Raw genomic sequence first — 16,770 nt, forward strand, 5'->3', positions numbered from 1 at the left:
TCCGGGCCCGGGACCCGCCGGAGAGAGCAACGACACGTATCCGGTTGCGACCGCGGTCACCGAACTCGGAGCTGGACAAGGTAGACTTTGGACTGATAGTGAATTTTCACTTGCTCGTGTGCCGCCGCACGTCGGTGAATACCACGTGGGTGAGAAGCAATGTGCGTGCACGCCTCGGGGGTGTTCCCACGCAGGACGCGTTTCGCCTGGTCACGCCGCGAAACGAAGGGATCCGCGTGGTCGAGTACCGCGGAATGCCTGGCTTGCGCGCCGGTATGAGAGAGGCGATCGGAAATCGACCAGAACGTCAACCCCACCACCAATCCCAACGAACTGGAGCCCACCGAAACCCGTAGCGAGCCCGAGACTCCCACTTTTGCCGAGTTCGGCGTGCGGCCCGAGATCGTCTCGGCGCTGCAGTCGGTGGGCATCGAACGGACCTTCGCGATCCAGGCCCTGACCCTCCCGCTCGCACTCAAGGGCGACGACGTCATCGGCCAGGCCCGCACCGGCATGGGCAAGACGCTCGGGTTCGGTGTGCCGCTGCTGCAGCGGCTGGACCTGCCCGGCGACGGCACCCCGCAGGCCCTGGTCGTCGTGCCGACCCGGGAACTGTGCCTGCAGGTGAGCGCCGACCTGACCGACGCCGCGAAGAACCTCGGCATCCGCATCGAGGCCATCTACGGCGGCCGCCCCTACGAGCCGCAGGTCGCGTCGCTGCGCAAGGGCGTCGACGTGATCGTGGGCACGCCGGGCCGGCTGCTCGACCTGGCCGAACAGCGGCACCTGGTGCTCGGCAAGGTCCGCATGCTGGTGCTCGACGAAGCGGACGAGATGCTCGACCTGGGCTTCCTGCCCGACATCGAGCGCATCCTGCAGATGGTGCCCGACGAGCGGCAGACCATGCTGTTCTCGGCCACGATGCCCGGCCCGATCATCAACCTGGCCAGGACGTTCCTGCACCAGCCGACGCACATCCGGGCCGAGGAGAACGACGCGGGCGCCGTGCACGAGCGCACCACACAGTTCGTCTACCGGGCCCACTCCCTGGACAAGCCGGAGCTCATCGCCAAGGTGCTGCAGGCGAAGGACCGCGGCCTGACGATGATCTTCACCCGCACCAAGCGCACCGCGCAGAAGGTGGCCGACGACCTCGCCGAGCGCGGGTTCGCCGCGGCCGCCGTCCACGGTGACCTCGGCCAGGGCGCGCGGGAGCAGGCGCTGCGCGCGTTCCGCTCGGGCAAGGTGGACGTGCTGGTGGCCACCGACGTCGCCGCGCGCGGCATCGACGTCGACGACGTTACCCACGTCATCAACTACCAGACGCCCGAGGACGAGAAGACCTACGTCCACCGCATCGGCCGCACGGGCCGCGCAGGCAAGACGGGTGTCGCCATCACACTGGTGGACTGGGACGAGATCCCGCGCTGGAAGCTGATCTCCGACGCACTCGGCCTCGACAAGCCCGAGCCGGTGGAGACCTACTCGACGTCGAAGCACCTGTTCACCGACCTCGGCGTTCCGGAGAACGCGACCGGACGGCTTCCGCTGGCCAAGCGCACGCGCGCCGGCCTGTCGGCCGAGCCGGAGGAGGACCTGGGCGGCAAGCGGCGCAACACCCGGTCGACGGAGTCGCCCCGGCGTTCGCGCAGCCGGTCCCGGCAGCGCACGCGCGGTGGCCGCGACGTCAAGAGTGAGACGACGGGCGAGGCCGACCAGGGCGAGCAGTCCGCGTCCGGCGAAGGCACGCGCTCGCGCTCCCGCCGCCGCACCCGTGGCGGCTCGAAGCCCGCGAGCGAGGGCCACGCGGCCACCGCACCCTCGGAGAAGCACGACTCCCCCGCCGCGGAGGCCGCCGAGCGGCCCGCCCGGCGGCGGCGCAGGCGTCGCTCCGGGGTGTCCAACACGGCCGAAACGTCCGCGAGGGCAGACTGAGCACGTGACTTCCTCCGGACGGCACCGCGACCAGGACACCGGTGATCGCGAGGGCGCCGCACCGCCCGTGGGCACCGAGGACGTGTTGAGCGACGCGGAGCCGGCACCGGAGGAGGACACGCGCGCGGCCGCGCCCGCCCGGGCGCGCCGCTCACCGTGGAACCGCCGCCGCGACCGGGTGATCGCCGCGCTGCTCGCGGTGGTCGCCGTCGCCGGGGCTCTGCTGGTGTGGGCGGGCTCCGACAGCCGCGCGACGATCCAGGAGACCGCGGACGGCCCTCCGCCACTGCCAGGCGAACCCGCGGACGTGCCGGCGACCCTGACCGAGACGTGGCGGGCCGAGAGCCCCGCCACGCCCGAACCGGTCGCCGAGGAGTCGACGGTCGTCACCGGCTCCGGTGGTGAGGTCACCGGCCGCGACCCGCGCACCGGCGAGGTCCGCTGGCGCTACGCCCGCGACCTGCCGCTGTGCACGGTCGAGGCCGAGTGGGACACGGCGCTGGCCGTGTACCGCAAGGACACCGGCTGCAGCGAGGTCACCCAGCTCGATCCGGCGACCGGCGCCCGCACCGGCCAGCGCAACGGCGACGCCGAGCTCGGCACCCGGCTCGTCGGCGACGGCGGCCACGTGACCACCACCGGCGACCGGCTGCTCAACACGTGGCGCAACGACCTCGTCAAGAGCCTCGAGTTCGGCCGCGTCTACGCCACGGTCAACCCCGAACGGCAGCCGCGGCCGAACTGCACCTACGGCACGGTCGCGGTGGCGTCGGGCCGGGTCGGCGTCATCGAGCGGTGCCCGAACGAGACCGGCGCCCGGCTCACCGTGCTCAAGGCCGCGGGCGAGGAGGCCGACGAACCGGAGCAGGTGTTCTCGCAGATGCTGCCGGAACGCACGGCGAAGCTGGTGGCCATGTCGGGTGCGGGCATCGCCGTCGTGCTGCCGCAGAGCGGTCAGCTCGCGCTCTACGACCCCGAGGGGCAGGAGCGCGAGCGGTTCCCCCTCGACGTGCCCGCCGCCGACCTCGCCCGCGAGCCCGAGGACGGTGTGATGCCGACGGCAACCGGCACCGAGCACGTCTACTGGTTCACCGGTTCGAGCACAATGGCGTTGTCGAGGAAAGACCTCACCCCGCAGTGGACGGTCCGGGGCACGCTGGGCCCCGGCACGTCGTACGCGAGCCGCTACGTGGTCCCGATCGAGGGCGGGCTGGCCGTGCTGAACGAGTCGACCGGCGAGACCATCCGCACCGTCGGCGTCGACCGGAGCGGTCACCGAGGCGACGTGGAGCTCGCGGCCGCGGGACCCGTGTTGCTCGAACAACGTGGAGGCACTGTGGTGGCGCTGCGATGACCGCGGCTTTCTCTCAACTCTCGCCACATGGCGCGCGCCGGGTCGAACTGCCCGGCAAGTACGGTCCGATCGCTGCGCTGTCCGGTCCCGAACCCGCCGAGCCGCGCGCCACGGTGCTGCTCGTGCCCGGATACACGGGCTCCAAGGAGGACTTCGCGCCGCTGCTGGACGACATCGCGGCCGCCGGTTTCCATCCGGTGGCCGTCGACCTGCCGGGCCAGTACGAGTCACCGGGGCCCGCCGACGAAACGGCGTACCTGCCCGGCCCGCTCGGCGAGGTCGTCGCGGATCTGGTCGCCACACTCGCCGGGGACGGCCGTCCCGTACTCCTGCTCGGCCACTCCTACGGTGGCCTGGTCGCGCGCGGCGCGGTGCTTGCTGGCGCCCCGATCGCCGGGCTGACCCTGCTGGACAGCGGCCCGGAGAAGCTGCCGCCCGGGTTCCGGTTGAGCGCGCTCGACGTCGGTGAGCCGTTGCTGCGCAGCCGCGGGGTCGAGGCAGCCTACGCGCTGCGCGAGGAGATCAGCGCCCGCACGCCCGGCTGGGTGGCACTGGCGGAGGAGCTGAGGGCGTTCCTGCGTGCGCGGTTCGTGGCCTCGACCGCCGCCGGCCTGCTCGGCATGGCTCATGCGCTGCGCACGGAGCCGGACCGCGTGGAGGAACTGGCCGCCGCGCTCGCCGCCCGGAAGGCCCCCGCGCTCGTCGTGGCCGGTGAGCGCGACGACGCGTGGACCGTCGATCAGCAGAAGGACATGGCCCGGCGGCTCGATGCTCCCTTCGCCGTCGTGGAGCATGCCGCCCACTCGCCCAACACCGAGAACCCCCGGGGCCTGCTGGACATCCTGCTGACGGAATGGCGGTCCTGGCTCGGCTGAGCGGGCGCGCCCACGACAGCGGCCGTCACGCCCACCAGAACAGCCACAGCGTCGCCGCGGCCACCGCGAGGATCCCGGCCGCGGCGACGCCGGCCGGCGCTCCCCTTCTCCGGTCGATCACGAGGGCCTGCGCTGCGACGGCGACGGCCGCACCCGCGAGGTGCCCGATCAGCGCCACCATGCCGGGTCCATCCGCCCCGGTCGTCCAGCCGACGAGCTGAGCCACGGCCACCACGATCGCCAGCACGACCAGCCCGGCCGCCAGCGACCCGGTGAGCCCCCGCCAGATCCGCCCGGTACGGCGCGGCTGCTCGGGTGACGGCACGTTCACGGCAAGCTCCACCGTCTCGACGTCCGACGTGCGCGGTGCGGGCATCTCACTCCACGTGTGTCTCTCGGCTCAGCGGTGCCAGTAGTTCCCAGGACCGGGCGGCCGGTGCCGCCCGCTGCCCCTCGGGGCAGCTCGGCCGGAAGTCGCACCACGCACAGCGTCGGCCGGTGCGCGCGGGGAACAGGGCGTCCGGATCACCGCCCGCTGCAAGGGTATCCGTTGCCGCGCGCACGTCGTTGGCGCTCTCCTCGGCCCGCGCGACCTGCCTGCGCAGGCTCTCCGCCGTGTGCTCGGCGGCCGCGACCGTGCCGCTCGGCAGGTGGTGCAGCTCCACTCGGTGACACGGCTTGCGCAGGGTCCGCGCCGCCGCGACCGCGTACAGCGCGAGCGCCTGCGACCCGCGGGCCTCGTCCTCGTCGGGAGCGCGCTTGCCGGTCTTGTAGTCGACGATCACGAGCTCGCCGTCGCGTTCGTCGATCCGGTCGGCGCGGCCCTCGACGATCATCGTCGACGGCCCGTCGCTGCCACTCGCCGGCGCGGACACCCAGCGTTCGAGGCCGAGTGGCTCACCCGTGACGTCGTGGTGCTCCACGTAGTCGGCCACCCATGCCTTGGCGAGCGTGCGGTAGCCGGCGGCCTGCGCGGCGTCGGCGAACCCGGAGTCGCTCCACTGCTCACCGACGAGCGCGGCCGCCCTGGCCGGGGTGCGTGAGCCGGCGGGCAGCTCGAACAGCGCACGCAGGGCGTTGTGGATCACGGCGCCGAGCGTGCTGTGCGCCCACGGGCCGGTGCGCTGCGGCGTCGGCCGGTCGAGGTAGGTGAGCCGGTAGCGGCGCGGGCAGTCGTCGAAGGTCGCCAGCCGCGCGGGCGTCACCTTCATCAGCCGCCGCGGCTGCACGCCGAAGTCGAAGCCCAGCTGGCCCATGTGCACCTCCGAATCCGAACCTAGGCCGTCACCCACCCGCGGCGAACCCGCGTACCGCGTCCGCCACGAGCTGCACCGCGATCGCGGCAAGCAGCAGACCGGCGATCTTGGCCAGCAGCGTGATACCGCTCTCGCGCACGACCCGGATCAGCACACCCGAGTACCGCAGGCAAGCCCAGAGGATCACGTGTACCACCACGATCGCGAGCGCCAGGGCGAGGTAGGCGCCGAGCCTGCCGTCGGCCTGCCGCACGAACACGATGGTCGCAGCGATCGCGCCCGGTCCGGCCAGCAGCGGTGTGCCCAGCGGCACCAGAGCGACGTTGACGTCCTCGGCGGCCTCCGGCTCGGTGCCGCCACGCCCGGTCAGCAGATCGAGGGCGATCAGCAGCAACAGCAGACCGCCCGCGCCCTGCAGAGCGGGGATGCCGATGCCGAGGTAGGCCAGGATCGCCTGCCCCGCCACCGCGAAGAGCGAGATCACCAGGAACGACACCAGCACCGCCTGGCGGGCCGCCTTGGCCCGCGCCACCGGCGGCTTGCGCCCGACGAGGCTCAGGAACACGGGCACCGTGCCGGGCGGGTCCATGATGACGAGCAGCGTGATCGCCGCCTCGAAGAACAGGGTCGCGTCGAACCAGCCGCCGACCGCCACGGCTAGCCCACCTCGACGGGCGTGCCCGTGGCCTGTGCGACGAGCGCCTCGAACTCCTCGGGGTCGGTGGTCTCCTCGCCGAGTCCGATCGTCTTGTTGGTGCCGTGGTAGTCACTGGAGCCGGTACGCACGAGCCCGAGTTCCTTGGCGAGGTCGCGCAGTTCGGCGCGAGCCTGCTCATCGTGGTTGGGGTGGTCCACCTCGACGCCGGTCAGCCCGCGCCCGGCGAGGTCGGCGATGACCTCGGGGGTCACCGTCGGCCCGCGGGAGGTGGCGAAAGGGTGCGCGAGCACCGTCACCCCGCCCGCCTTGCCGATCATGTCGATGGCCTCCTCGACGGGCGTGTCGCGCCGCGGCACGTAATAGCCGCGCCCGCTGCCGAGGTAGCCGGCGAACGCCTCGTCGACGGTCTCGACCAGGCCCGCCCGCACGAGCGCCTGCGCCAGGTGCGGCCTGCCCGCCGGGGCGTCGGGGTCCAGCAGGCCGAGAATCTCGTCGGCGTCGATGGGCAGGCCGTCGGCGGCCATCCTGGTCGCCATCGTGCGCAGCCGGGTTCGCCGTTCGCGGCGGAGCCGTTGCTGCTCCGCGACGATCGCCGGGGCCGTCGGGTCGAACAGGTACGCCAGGAGGTGAACGCTGACCCGCCTGCCGTAGGCGTCCACGGATTCGCACGAGAGCTCGGCGCCGGGCACGAGCCGCATCCCCGGCGGCAACGCCCGGATCGCCTGTTGCCAGCCTGCGGTGGTGTCGTGGTCGGTCAGCGCGACCGCGCCGAGACCGGCCCGCACCGCCGCGGCGACGAGTTCCGCCGGACTGTCCGTGCCATCCGAGACGCTGGAATGGGTATGCAGGTCGATGCGCACGCGTGCCATTGTCCAGCGGCGCGTCCGACGAGCCTCAGCCGACCATCCGCTTGCCGCGTGCCGCGCGCTGTGCCTTGATCATCGAGAACCGCTCGGCCTGCTTCTGCTTGTCGCCGAACACCAGCTCCGAGATGGTGTCGTAGAACTCCTCCGGCCGCGGCAGGTACTCGATCCGGTTCAGCGCCTGGATCTGACCGGCCGACTCCACGACCATCGTGCCGTAGCCGAGCATCCGGCCCCAGAACGAGCGCTCGTAGGTGAGGTCGGTGACCTTCGTGATCGGCATCATCAGCACTTTGGTGGTCCAGACCCCGGTCGTCATGATGAACCGTTTGTCCGTGACCACCAGCCGTTCCACCCACCATTCGATGACCTGGTAGGCGAATCGCAGGACGACGAGCAGTGCGACGTACCAGAGGATGTTCTGGACCACCCACATCGACGGCGGGAGGACGTAGGACACCATCACGCAGATCGCGAGCAGCGCGACGGCCTCGAACATGTCCCAGGCCAGGCAGGCCCAGTGCCGCCTGATCCGGATGACCCTCCGCTCGGTGTCGAGCAGGTACTCGTCTGGGTCGCGCGGCGCGAACATACCGACAGCGTAGCGCTGATCAGCTGAACACGGTGCTGACGAACGTGATGACCGCTTCGGCCGCGTCGCGCAGGAAGCCGATGATGTTGTCGACTAGGCCCGCGGCTTGCCCTGGCTGGGCGATCACGAAGAACAGAACCAACGCGATACCAGCGAAAGTCGCAAGCTTTTTCGCGTTCACGGCGATCAATCCCGTCTCTCGAGTGCAGACCTGGTGGCTAAGCCACTAAGTTTGTACCGCACTGCGCTGCGTTACGGGAGGAAAGTCCTGCGCTTGGGGCAGTGCGCTGGGCTATCGGCACCCTGCGGCTACACAGCGTGACAACGAGGTGGTCTGGATGAGCCAAGTTCGCTGCGTAGGCGGCATTCTGCACGACGACGCGGGCCGCCTGCTGCTCATCCAGCGTGCGCACGAGCCCGGTCGCGGACGCTGGTCGCTGCCCGGCGGGCGCGTCGAGCCGGGCGAGACGGACGAGGCCGCCGTGACGCGCGAGGTCGCCGAGGAGACGGGCCTGGTCGTGGAGCCGGGAGCGCTGGTCGGCAGCGTGGTCCGGGGCCCGTACGTGATCTACGACTACGCCTGCACGGTCCGTGGCGGGCGGCTCCTCGCCGGCGACGACGCCGCCGATGCCCGCTGGGTCGACGCGGCCGAGTTCGCTCGGCTCAACCACGCGAACGCGCTCACCGACGGACTTGTGGACACGCTGCGTGACTGGGGTGTCCTGCCCCACAACGTGGAGTGACCTAGCCCCGCACGCGGGACGCGTGACCCGCCCAGTCGCGTTCCCTGAGCTGGAACTTCTGGATCTTGCCGGTGGACGTCTTGGGCAGCGCGTCGACGAACTCCACCACGTCGGGCACCTTGTAGCGCGCGATCTGCCCGCGTGCGTGCTCCCGCAACTCCTCGGCGGTGGCCCGCTCCCCCGGCCGCAGCACGACGTAGGCCTTCGGCCGCTCGCCCCACTTCTCGTGCGGGACACCGACCACGGCGACCTCGGCGACCGCCGGATGCGAGTCGAGCGCGGCCTCGACCTCGATCGTGGAGATGTTCTCGCCGCCGGACACGATGATGTCCTTGGCGCGGTCGCGCAGCTCGATATAGCCGTCGGGATGCCGGACGCCGAGGTCGCCGGAGTGGAACCAGCCGCCGCGGAACGCCTTCGCGGTGGCCTCGGGATCGCGGAAGTAGCCCGACATGACGTTGTTGCCGCGCATCACGACCTCGCCCATCGTCACGCCGTCCCGGGGCACGTCGGCCATGTTCTCGTCCACCACACGCACGCCGTCGGTGACGACCATGCCGACGCCCTGCCGCGCGAGCAGCTTGCTGCGGGCCTCGACGTCGAGCCTCGCCCAGCCGTCCTGCCACTCGCACACGGTGTAGGGGCCGTAGGTCTCGGTCAGGCCGTAGACGTGCACCAGCCGCGCGCCGAGGGCGGCCATGCGCTTGATGACCGTCGGGCTCGGCGGGGCGCCCGCCGTGGTCACCACCACCTCCCGCTCCAGCGGGTGCGCGCCCTCGTACCCGGCGATGGTGTTGAGCACGGTCGGCGCGCCGTTGAGGTGCGTGATGCCCTCGGTGTCGAGCAGCCGCCAGATCTCCGCCGCGTCGACGGCCCGCAGGCAGACGTGCGTGCCGCCGATCGCGGTGATGGCCCACGTCGTGCACCAGCCGTTGCAGTGGAACATCGGCAACGTCCACAGGTACCGCGACTCGGTGGTGTGCCGGGAATGCACGAGCTCGGCCAGCGAGTTCAGGTAGGCGCCGCGGTGGTGGTACATGACGCCCTTGGGCCTGCCCGTGGTGCCGGACGTGTAGTTGATCGAGATCGTGTCGCGCTCGTCGGAGACGGTCCACGAGAGCGGCTCGGCGGGCTCGGCGCTGCCCCGGGCGAGCAGGTCGGCGTAGGAGATGCCGCCGACGGCCGGGTCCGGCTCGGCGCCGGACGCCGGGTCGGTCACCGTGACGATCTCGCTCACCGGCGGCCGCTCGGGCAGCGATCCGTGCAGCGCGCTGTCGACGACGAGCACCTTCGCCCCGGAATGGTCGAGGATGTAGCCGACCTCGGCGGGCGCCAGCCGCGTGTTGATCGCGACCAGCACGGCGCCGGCGAGCGGCACGGCGAAATGCGCGACGAGCATCTCCGGGATGTTCGGCAGCAGGTAGGCCACCCGATCGCCCGGCCGTACCCCGCCGGCCCGCAGGGCATCGGCCACGCGGGTCACCTCGGCGGCGAACTCCCGGTAGCTGATCCTGCGGTCGCGGTAGACGATCGCGGTCTTGTCGGGGAACACCTCCGCCGAGCGTTCGAGGAACGCCAGCGGGGTCAGCGGGGTGTACCAGGTGTCTTCGTCGGCGACCATGCCGTCAATCCTCGCCACCCGGCGAGGAGGTGACAACCGCCTAACCGGCCAGCCACGTCATGCGCTGGCCGTGCGGAGCCGCGAGCGCGAGCGCCCGCGCCCTCGGCTGCCCGTCCTCCCACGTCGTCGTGCCGATCACGGACTGGCCCGTGCGCGCGAACGCCAGGTCGTCCCGGCCCGGCAGCACGTGCGCCAGCGCGGCGTCGTAGGACTCGGACGCGACCCACCACAGTGGACGCCGTGCCGCCAGCTCCGCCAGCGCGGCGACGAACTCCGCACGCCGCTCGGCGGTGAGGTAGACGAGCAGGTGGCTCGTGAACACCACGAGCGGCAGCTCCCCCGGCACCCGGGCGGCGGCGGTCGCCAGGTCGTCGACGGCGTCGCCGGCGACCAGCTCGGGCGGGTCCTTGCGCTGGGCGGCCGCGGCCGTCCGCAGCAGCCGGATGCGCTCGGGCTGGTCCGCCCACACGCACGCCTCGAGCCAGGCCAGCTCGTCCTCATCGGCGCTGTCGACGGGGTGCCGGTCGAGCCCCACCTTGGCGCCGACCGTCAGTTTCTTCGGCACCGTGGGCAGCGCCGCACCTTCGGCGAGTTCGACCGCGCAGTGCAGTCCCACGGCCGTCTTCTTCGGCCCGGCGACGAGCTGCTCGCCACCGGGGCACTGGTACTGGTAGCCGTAGGACCCCATGCCGAGCAGCAGGCCCGCACTGCAGCCGACCTCGAGCAGGCCGACCTTGCCGCGGGCCTGCTTGGCGGCCATCGCCACCGCCGGGTACAGCGTGGCGGCGCGCCGGACCTCGTTGGTCTGGGTGAAGCGCGTGCTCACGATCTCCCGGACCCGGTCGGCGCGTTCCAGCAGGAACGCCCGGAACAACGGCCACGTCTCGCCGTCCACACCGTCGAATCCGCCGAGCGAGGGGTAGTACCGCGACAGCGGATGGATCGGGTCGGCCTGCACCAGCCGGTGCGCGGCGGCCAGCAGCAGCGTCGGGTGCGCATCCTGCACCGCGGGCGCCGCGAGCAACAGGCCCGCGATGTCGTCGTCCTCGGCTGCGTGCGCCGCGAGGTGGGAGTACAGCGGTGAGATTCCCGCCGCCTCCTGCTCGGCGAACCGGCGGAGGCGGCGCTTGACGACGTCGAGCTCACTCATGCGGAACCGGACGCCCTGGTTGCTCGCCGCCACGGTTTTCGCCGTAGGACACCTTCGGCACCATGACCTTCCTGCGGAACGTACAGACGATTGTGCCGCCCTGCTTGTACCCGCGGCTCCCCACGTACCCGGCGCCGCGATCGTCCTCGGACTTCGACGGCGTCTTGGCCGGCACCTCGCTCTCACCGTAGATGGTGTCGCCGTGGTGGTTCATGGTGAGCACGCGGAAGAGATGCTCGTCGTACTCGGTGACCGTCGTGCCCGGCCGGTCTTCGCAGACCGCGCCCACGTCGAATTCCTCGAAGTACCGCCCGAACCGCACGTGGGTGCCTCCTCGCAGATTGACGTCACACCGCCCTGCGGTGACGTTCGCCGAACCTGGGGAGTACCCTTGACCATTGGCGCGCAGTGCGTCAACGCGAGCAAGACCACCATGCCGGCCCGAGGAGGTGAGGAACGCCGATGAGTAGTGGCGATAGTCCGCTCCCTAGTTCAGCCAGCGTTCCCCTCGTCCGAGCCGGCTTCTGCGTTCTCCGGTAAGCGGCTCCGGCGCGGGACGCTGGCAGTGCCGTGGCGGATTCGTTCCGTCCGCCCGGCCCGTCGTCATGACCAACGACGTCCAGCCTGGAGATGCCATGCCTGCGATTCCTTCCCTTGGTGGCCTGCGCGCCCGCGGCAACGTCCGGAACGGCCGCGCACCCCACGCGGTGCCGCAGCACCGGCCGTTGTCGGCGTCCGTCGTCGACTGCGGCGTCTACATCGACGGCGAACGGCAGCCGGGCACCTGGACGCACGCCGAGGCCATCCAGGAGGTCCGCGACCGCGGCAAGGGTTTCGTCTGGATCGGACTGCACGAGCCCAACGAGGCTCAGATCCAGGGCATCGCGGACACCTTCGGCCTGCACGAGCTCGCCGTCGAGGACGCCGTGCACGCCCACCAGCGGCCCAAGCTCGAGCGCTACGACGACACGCTGTTCATGGTGTTCCGCACCGTGCGCTACGTCGAGCACGAATCCCCCACCACGGCCAACGAGATCGTCGAGTCCGGCGAGCTCATGGCGTTTCTGGGCAAGGACTTCATCATCACCGTCCGGCACGGCAACCACACCGGGCTCGCGACCCTGCGCCGTGAGCTGGACGCCGACCCGGAGCGGGTGCTGACCGGACCCGCCGGCGTGCTGCACGCCATCGCCGACCACGTGGTGGACCACTTCCTCGACGTCACCGACAAGATCGAGGACGACATCGACGAGATGGAGTCCGAGGTCTTCGCCCCGCGGACGCGGATCACGTCCGAGCAGATCTACCTGATGAAGCGCGAGGTGCTCGAGCTGCGGCGGGCGGTGGCCCCACTGGCGACCCCGCTGCGCAGGCTCGCGGAGGGCTACACGCGGCTCGTGCCCGACGAGGTCCGTTCGTACTTCCGCAACGTGCACGACCACGTCACCACCGTGGCCGAGCGCGTGCAGGCCTTCGACGAACTGCTCACCACGCTCGTCGACGCCACGCTCGGAAAGATCACGCTGCAGCTGAACTCCGACATGCGCAAGATCACCGCGTGGGCGGCGATCATCGCGGTGCCGACCGCGATCGCGGGAATTTACGGCATGAACTTCAAGTACATGCCGGAACTCAATTTCAAGTACGGCTATCCGTTGGTACTCGGCGTCATTCTCGGCGTCTGCCTGTTGCTCTATCGAATATTCCGAAAGAACCGCTGGCTGTAACTTTCGAAATCTTCGACGCGGCATGGGAGTACGTCATGATCCGGATGCTCACCAACCTCAAGTTCTGGGCGCTCGCCGTCGCCCTGACCTGGCTGGTCGTGGTCGTCGCCGTCATCGCGAAGAATCCCGACTACGCGCTCAGCGTGCGCTGACGGCCTACCCTGGAGCCATGCCCCGCGCGCTGGTGGTCTCCGACGAGGTGGACGAATCGCTGTGGACGGAACGCGTCCACGGACTGTCCGTCGACCTCGTGCTGGCCGCCGGTGACCTGCCGTTCGAGTACCTCGAACACCTCGCCGACGCGCTCGACGTGCCGCTGGTGTTCGTGCCCGGCAACCACGACCCCGACCTGACCGGCTTCACCCGCTCCCGCGGACTGTTCCTGCGGGCGGGGTTCCCGGCCCAGTGGCCGGGCCCGACCGGCGGTGTCAACGTGGACGGCCGGGTCGCCGAGGTCGCGGGCCTGCGCATCGCCGGGCTCGGCGGTTCCGTGCGGTACAACGGCGGTCCGAACCAGTGGACCCAGCGGGAGCAGGCGCGCCGCGCCCGGCGGCTCGTCCGGAGGGCGCGCGGCAAGCCCGTGGACATCCTGCTCACGCACGCACCGCCCCGGGGCGTCGGCGACCTCGACGACCGGGCCCACCAGGGTTTCGACTGCCTCCACCAGGTCGCCGACCGGCTGCGGCCGCGGTGGCTGCTGCACGGCCACATCCACCCGTACGGCGAGCACGTGCGCGACCGGCACCTCGACGGGACGCTGGTCCGCAATGTCGTCGGCTCGCACCTGCTGGAGCTCGACACCGAGGAACCCGCGGAGGCACGGTGAGCAGCAGGGACACCGGCTTCCCGCGCGCCGACGCCGAGCACGACTTCCTCCGGGCCCGGCGCAGGCAGGTGCTGTCCCGGCTGGCCAACTGGCTACGCCGCGAACCCGACGACGTCAACATCACGCTGCCCTTCGACGAGGTGGTCGACGCGCTCGGCTGGGAGAGCGAGCGCAGGATCGGCCTGCGCGTGATCCGGCTGGACTCGATCGTCGGCAGCGTCAACCGCGGCACCGACTTCGACCGCCGGTTCCGGCCGACGTCCGGACGCGTCCGGCAGCGCTGGGAGCGGCTCGCGGTCGCCAGCAGGCGTGGCGAGGCGATCCCGCCCATCGAGGTGTACCGGGTGGGTGAGCTGCACTTCGTCATCGACGGCCACCACCGCGTGTCCGTCGCGCACGCGCTCGGGCTGGAGACCATCGAGGCCTACGTCATCGAGGTCCGCACCAAGCTCAACCCGGCCGGAATCCGCTACCGCGGCGACCTCATCGTCAAGGACTACCGGCGGTTGTTCCTCGAGCGGGTGCCGCTGACCGGAGAGGCCCGCGCGGCGGTGATCGTCACGGATCCGTGGGACTACGCGGAGCTGGGCGAGCACATCGAGGCGTGGGGCTTCCGGCTGATGCAGGACGAAGGCACGTTCCTCGACCGCGCGACGGTCGCCGCTCGCTGGTACGAGAGCGAGTACCAGCCCGTGGTGCAGATGCTGCGGCAGGCCGATCTCGTCGGCGACCGCACCGAGGCCGAGGCCTACCTGTGGGTGGCGGGCGAGCGGTACCGGCTCATTCGGACGCACCGGTGGGACGACGACGTCATCGAGACCTTGCGCGCCAGACGGAAGTGACTCGGGCCGGTCGCCGAGGTCCAAGGCGGACAATCGACGCGTGGTCCATCGTGGACGGAACACCTGCGGCGACCAGGGCACCCGGTGCGGGCGTGGTCACCGCGGCGACCACGTCCGCACCGGGCCGAACCGGGCGATCCGGTTTCAGCTGCCGGCAGTGGTCATGGCACGACCGGTCTCCAGGAGCGTCTTCAGGCTCGCGAGCACCCATGGCCAGCCGCCGCCGCCCTGCTCGACGTCGCCGTTGCCGGCCACGTCGCTCGCCGTCTTCGGCGCATGCGTGACGTCGTGCGTGAGGGTCACGCGCGTGAGGCCCGACGGCCCCTGGACGAGCTCGTAGGTGAGCCGCTGCGGGGGCTCGTCCAGGTGCCAGGCGGCCTGGAAGTCCAGGACGAGCCGGTTCGGCGGGTCGATCTCGACGACGGTGGACGTCAGGGCGACGTCACCCATCCCCATCTGCTTCATCGCGGGCGTGGTGTGGTGGATCATCTTCCCGCCCGGCTTGGGCTCGAGGGTGAGGTCTCCGCCGTAGCCGTACTTGTTCGTGTACTCGGAGCTGGTGAGCGCCTCCCACACCTTCTCGGCGGGGGCATCGATGTAGATGGAGTGGATCTGCGTGGTGCTGCCTGCGTCAGTCATTGTCGTGTCCTTCACGTTCGGAGAGGGCCTTGAGATCCGTGAGCGCACGGATGTGCGGCTCGGTGTACTTGTCGATCCACCGGTCGTGGATCAACCGGATGGGGACCGCGTTGAGGTAGTGCAGTCGTTCACGGCCCGACTTGCGGACGATCACGAGGTTCGCGTCGGCGAGAAGGCGCAGGTGCTTGGCCACCCCGTACCTGGACATCTCGGTGCGCTGGTTGACGACCTTCTCCAGCTCTCCGAGCGAGCGGCCGTCCCGCTCGAAGAGTGCGTCCAGGAGCCGGCGGCGGGTCGGGTCCGCCAGCGCCTTGAACACGAGGTCGTCGTCCATGCGGCAAATTTATGTGACCAAATGGTCACATGTCAACAGGCAGCGTCGCCGCCCGCGACCGAGGGGCGAACCCGCGTGCCCGCGGTCGCGGGACCACGACCGCGGCCACCGTCCCCACACGCAACAGGGCGCTCCGGCCACTCGGTGACCGGAGCGCCCTGGGGCTACGGCGTCAGCCCTCGTAGGTGAAGTTCGTGCCCGACTTCGGATCGAACAACTGGATCCGGTCGGGGTCGAACCACACTTCGAGCGGCTGACCTTCGCGCACCTCGGAGGCGGCGGACAGCCTGGTCACGATGGTCGAGCCGGTGCCGGGGACGTCGGTGGCACCCGCGTCGGCGGCGAGCTCCTCGAGTTCGGCCGTGGTCGCCAGCTGCTCCTCCACCGTGAAGTACGCGTACTTCTCGGCGCCCATTGACTCCAGCACGTCCACCGTCGCGATGAACGTCGAGCCGGACTCCTTGTGGTGCGCCTCGAGCAGCGCCGCGTCCTCGAAGTGCTCCGGCCGGATGCCCGCGACGACCTCTCGCGGCGCGTTCGCCGCCTCGGCCAGCCTGCGCACCCGGTCGGTGAGCGTGACCGAGCCGAGCGGGCTCTTCAGCATCCCGTCCTCGAGCGTCGCCGGCACGAAGTTCATCGACGGCGACCCGATGAACCCGGCGACGAACAGGTTCGCCGGATGCTCGTACAGGAACTGCGGCGAGCCGATCTGCTGGACCACCCCGGCACGCAGCACGACGACCCGGTCGCCGAGCGTCATGGCTTCCGTCTGGTCGTGCGTGACGTAGACGGTGGTGGTCCCGAGCTGGCGCTGCAGCTTCGACACCGACGTCCGCATCTGGCCGCGCAGCTTGGCGTCCAAGTTGGACAGAGGCTCGTCCATGAGGAACGCCTTGGGGTTGCGCACGATCGCGCGCCCCATGGCGACCCGCTGCCGCTGCCCGCCGGAGAGGTTCGACGGCTTGCGGTCCAGATGCTGGGTGAGGTCCAGGATTTCGGCGGCTTCCTCCACCTTGGACTTCACGGTGGCGTCGTCCACCTTGGCCAGCCGGAGCGGGAAGGCCATGTTCTCCCGTACGCTCATGTGCGGGTACAGCGCGTAGGACTGGAACACCATCGCGATGTCGCGGTCCTTCGGCGCCTTCTCGTTGGCGCGCTGACCGTCGATGCGCAGCTCCCCGGAGGTGATGTCCTCCAGGCCCGCGATCATGTTCAGCGCGGTGGACTTCCCGCAGCCGGACGGTCCGACCAGGATGACGAACTCGCCGTCCGCGATCTCGATGTTCATCTCCGACACGGCCAGCGCACCGTCGGGGTAGCGCTTGGACACCTTGTCGAGCACGATCTCAGCCATT

General features: G+C 70.7%; 19 protein-coding genes. 7 read left to right on the forward strand and 12 right to left on the reverse strand.

All coding sequences use genetic code 11. The features are described 5' to 3' along the window. Positions 1 to 333: 333 nt before the first annotated feature. The 3 genes from ACFSZT_RS27350 to ACFSZT_RS27360 are packed head-to-tail and all read left to right on the forward strand — an operon-like array spanning position 334 to position 4,164. Positions 334 to 1,935 carry a DEAD/DEAH box helicase gene (locus ACFSZT_RS27350; RefSeq protein WP_377393565.1) on the forward strand — a complete coding sequence of 534 codons (1,602 nt, stop codon included), beginning with the start codon at positions 334 to 336 and terminating at the stop codon, positions 1,933 to 1,935. 4 nt (positions 1,936 to 1,939) lie between these two features. Beyond that, the gene (locus ACFSZT_RS27355; RefSeq protein WP_377393312.1) at positions 1,940 to 3,289 is read left to right on the forward strand and encodes an Rv3212 family protein; all 1,350 of its coding nucleotides are present in this window, start codon (positions 1,940 to 1,942) and stop codon (positions 3,287 to 3,289) included. After that, the gene (locus ACFSZT_RS27360; RefSeq protein WP_377393309.1) at positions 3,286 to 4,164 is read left to right on the forward strand and encodes an alpha/beta hydrolase; all 879 of its coding nucleotides are present in this window, start codon (positions 3,286 to 3,288) and stop codon (positions 4,162 to 4,164) included. Before ACFSZT_RS27355 ends, ACFSZT_RS27360 begins: the two co-directional genes overlap by 4 nt. Positions 4,165 to 4,189: 25 nt before the next feature. Here the strand turns inward: ACFSZT_RS27360 and ACFSZT_RS27365 are convergent, their stop codons facing one another. The 6 genes from ACFSZT_RS27365 to ACFSZT_RS27390 are packed head-to-tail and all read right to left on the reverse strand — an operon-like array spanning position 4,190 to position 7,714. Then, positions 4,190 to 4,540, reverse strand: a complete 351-nt coding sequence (locus ACFSZT_RS27365; protein ID WP_377393306.1) for a hypothetical protein — start codon at positions 4,538 to 4,540, stop codon at positions 4,190 to 4,192. Position 4,541: 1 nt separating this feature from the next. Further along, complete coding sequence (locus ACFSZT_RS27370; protein WP_377393303.1) at positions 4,542 to 5,420, reverse strand: RecB family exonuclease; 879 nt, start codon at positions 5,418 to 5,420, stop codon at positions 4,542 to 4,544. 28 nt (positions 5,421 to 5,448) lie between these two features. Then, the gene (locus ACFSZT_RS27375) at positions 5,449 to 6,075 is read right to left on the reverse strand and encodes a MarC family protein (protein WP_377393300.1); all 627 of its coding nucleotides are present in this window, start codon (positions 6,073 to 6,075) and stop codon (positions 5,449 to 5,451) included. A gap of 2 nt (positions 6,076 to 6,077) precedes the next feature. Continuing rightward, positions 6,078 to 6,947 carry a PHP domain-containing protein gene (locus ACFSZT_RS27380; RefSeq protein WP_377393297.1) on the reverse strand — a complete coding sequence of 290 codons (870 nt, stop codon included), beginning with the start codon at positions 6,945 to 6,947 and terminating at the stop codon, positions 6,078 to 6,080. 25 nt (positions 6,948 to 6,972) lie between these two features. Further along, positions 6,973 to 7,533 (reverse strand): PH domain-containing protein, encoded by a 561-nt coding sequence (locus tag ACFSZT_RS27385; protein WP_377393294.1) that lies wholly within the window; start codon positions 7,531 to 7,533, stop codon positions 6,973 to 6,975. 19 nt (positions 7,534 to 7,552) lie between these two features. Continuing rightward, entirely contained in the window at positions 7,553 to 7,714 is a 162-nt protein-coding gene (locus ACFSZT_RS27390; protein ID WP_377393291.1) for a hypothetical protein, read from the reverse strand. Positions 7,715 to 7,871: 157 nt separating this feature from the next. On the opposite strand from ACFSZT_RS27390, the gene ACFSZT_RS27395 reads away from it, so the two are divergent. Further along, on the forward strand, positions 7,872 to 8,276 hold the full coding sequence (locus tag ACFSZT_RS27395; protein ID WP_377393288.1) for an NUDIX hydrolase: 405 nt from the start codon (positions 7,872 to 7,874) through the stop codon (positions 8,274 to 8,276). Between the two features lies 1 nt (position 8,277). On the opposite strand, the gene ACFSZT_RS27400 is transcribed toward ACFSZT_RS27395, so the two are convergent. Genes ACFSZT_RS27400 through ACFSZT_RS27410 form a run of 3 tightly spaced genes read right to left on the reverse strand, consistent with a single transcriptional unit; the run spans position 8,278 to position 11,369 of the window. Then, positions 8,278 to 9,897 (reverse strand): acyl--CoA ligase family protein, encoded by a 1,620-nt coding sequence (locus ACFSZT_RS27400; RefSeq protein ID WP_377393285.1) that lies wholly within the window; start codon positions 9,895 to 9,897, stop codon positions 8,278 to 8,280. Between the two features lie 40 nt (positions 9,898 to 9,937). Continuing rightward, positions 9,938 to 11,047, reverse strand: coding sequence for a DUF2332 domain-containing protein (locus tag ACFSZT_RS27405; protein ID WP_377393282.1), 1,110 nt, complete (start codon positions 11,045 to 11,047; stop codon positions 9,938 to 9,940). Continuing rightward, complete coding sequence (locus ACFSZT_RS27410) at positions 11,040 to 11,369, reverse strand: hypothetical protein (RefSeq protein ID WP_377393279.1); 330 nt, start codon at positions 11,367 to 11,369, stop codon at positions 11,040 to 11,042. Before ACFSZT_RS27410 ends, ACFSZT_RS27405 begins: the two co-directional genes overlap by 8 nt. Positions 11,370 to 11,682: 313 nt before the next feature. Between ACFSZT_RS27410 and corA the strand changes: the two genes are divergently transcribed. From corA to ACFSZT_RS27425, 3 genes are all read left to right on the forward strand, one after another. Continuing rightward, positions 11,683 to 12,774: a magnesium/cobalt transporter CorA gene (gene corA / locus ACFSZT_RS27415; protein WP_377393276.1), complete on the forward strand. Its 1,092-nt coding sequence runs from the start codon at positions 11,683 to 11,685 to the stop codon at positions 12,772 to 12,774. 169 nt (positions 12,775 to 12,943) lie between these two features. Then, a complete protein-coding gene (locus tag ACFSZT_RS27420) occupies positions 12,944 to 13,600 on the forward strand; it encodes a metallophosphoesterase family protein (RefSeq protein ID WP_377393273.1) in 657 nt (218 codons plus the stop codon). Continuing rightward, positions 13,597 to 14,442, forward strand: coding sequence for a chromosome partitioning protein ParB (locus tag ACFSZT_RS27425; RefSeq protein ID WP_377393270.1), 846 nt, complete (start codon positions 13,597 to 13,599; stop codon positions 14,440 to 14,442). The genes ACFSZT_RS27420 and ACFSZT_RS27425 overlap by 4 nt, the downstream gene beginning before the upstream one ends. Before the next feature lie 144 nt (positions 14,443 to 14,586). On the opposite strand, the gene ACFSZT_RS27430 is transcribed toward ACFSZT_RS27425, so the two are convergent. The 3 genes from ACFSZT_RS27430 to ACFSZT_RS27440 form a co-directional block, all read right to left on the reverse strand. Beyond that, positions 14,587 to 15,081: an SRPBCC domain-containing protein gene (locus tag ACFSZT_RS27430; protein ID WP_377393267.1), complete on the reverse strand. Its 495-nt coding sequence runs from the start codon at positions 15,079 to 15,081 to the stop codon at positions 14,587 to 14,589. Further along, on the reverse strand, positions 15,074 to 15,415 hold the full coding sequence (locus ACFSZT_RS27435; protein WP_377393264.1) for an ArsR/SmtB family transcription factor: 342 nt from the start codon (positions 15,413 to 15,415) through the stop codon (positions 15,074 to 15,076). Before ACFSZT_RS27435 ends, ACFSZT_RS27430 begins: the two co-directional genes overlap by 8 nt. 172 nt (positions 15,416 to 15,587) lie before the next feature. Further along, entirely contained in the window at positions 15,588 to 16,769 is a 1,182-nt protein-coding gene (locus ACFSZT_RS27440; protein WP_377393261.1) for an ABC transporter ATP-binding protein, read from the reverse strand. Position 16,770: the final 1 nt, after the last annotated feature.

It is taken from the genome of Prauserella oleivorans (assembly GCF_042685745.1).
GTDB lineage: Bacteria > Actinomycetota > Actinomycetes > Mycobacteriales > Pseudonocardiaceae > Prauserella_A > Prauserella_A oleivorans.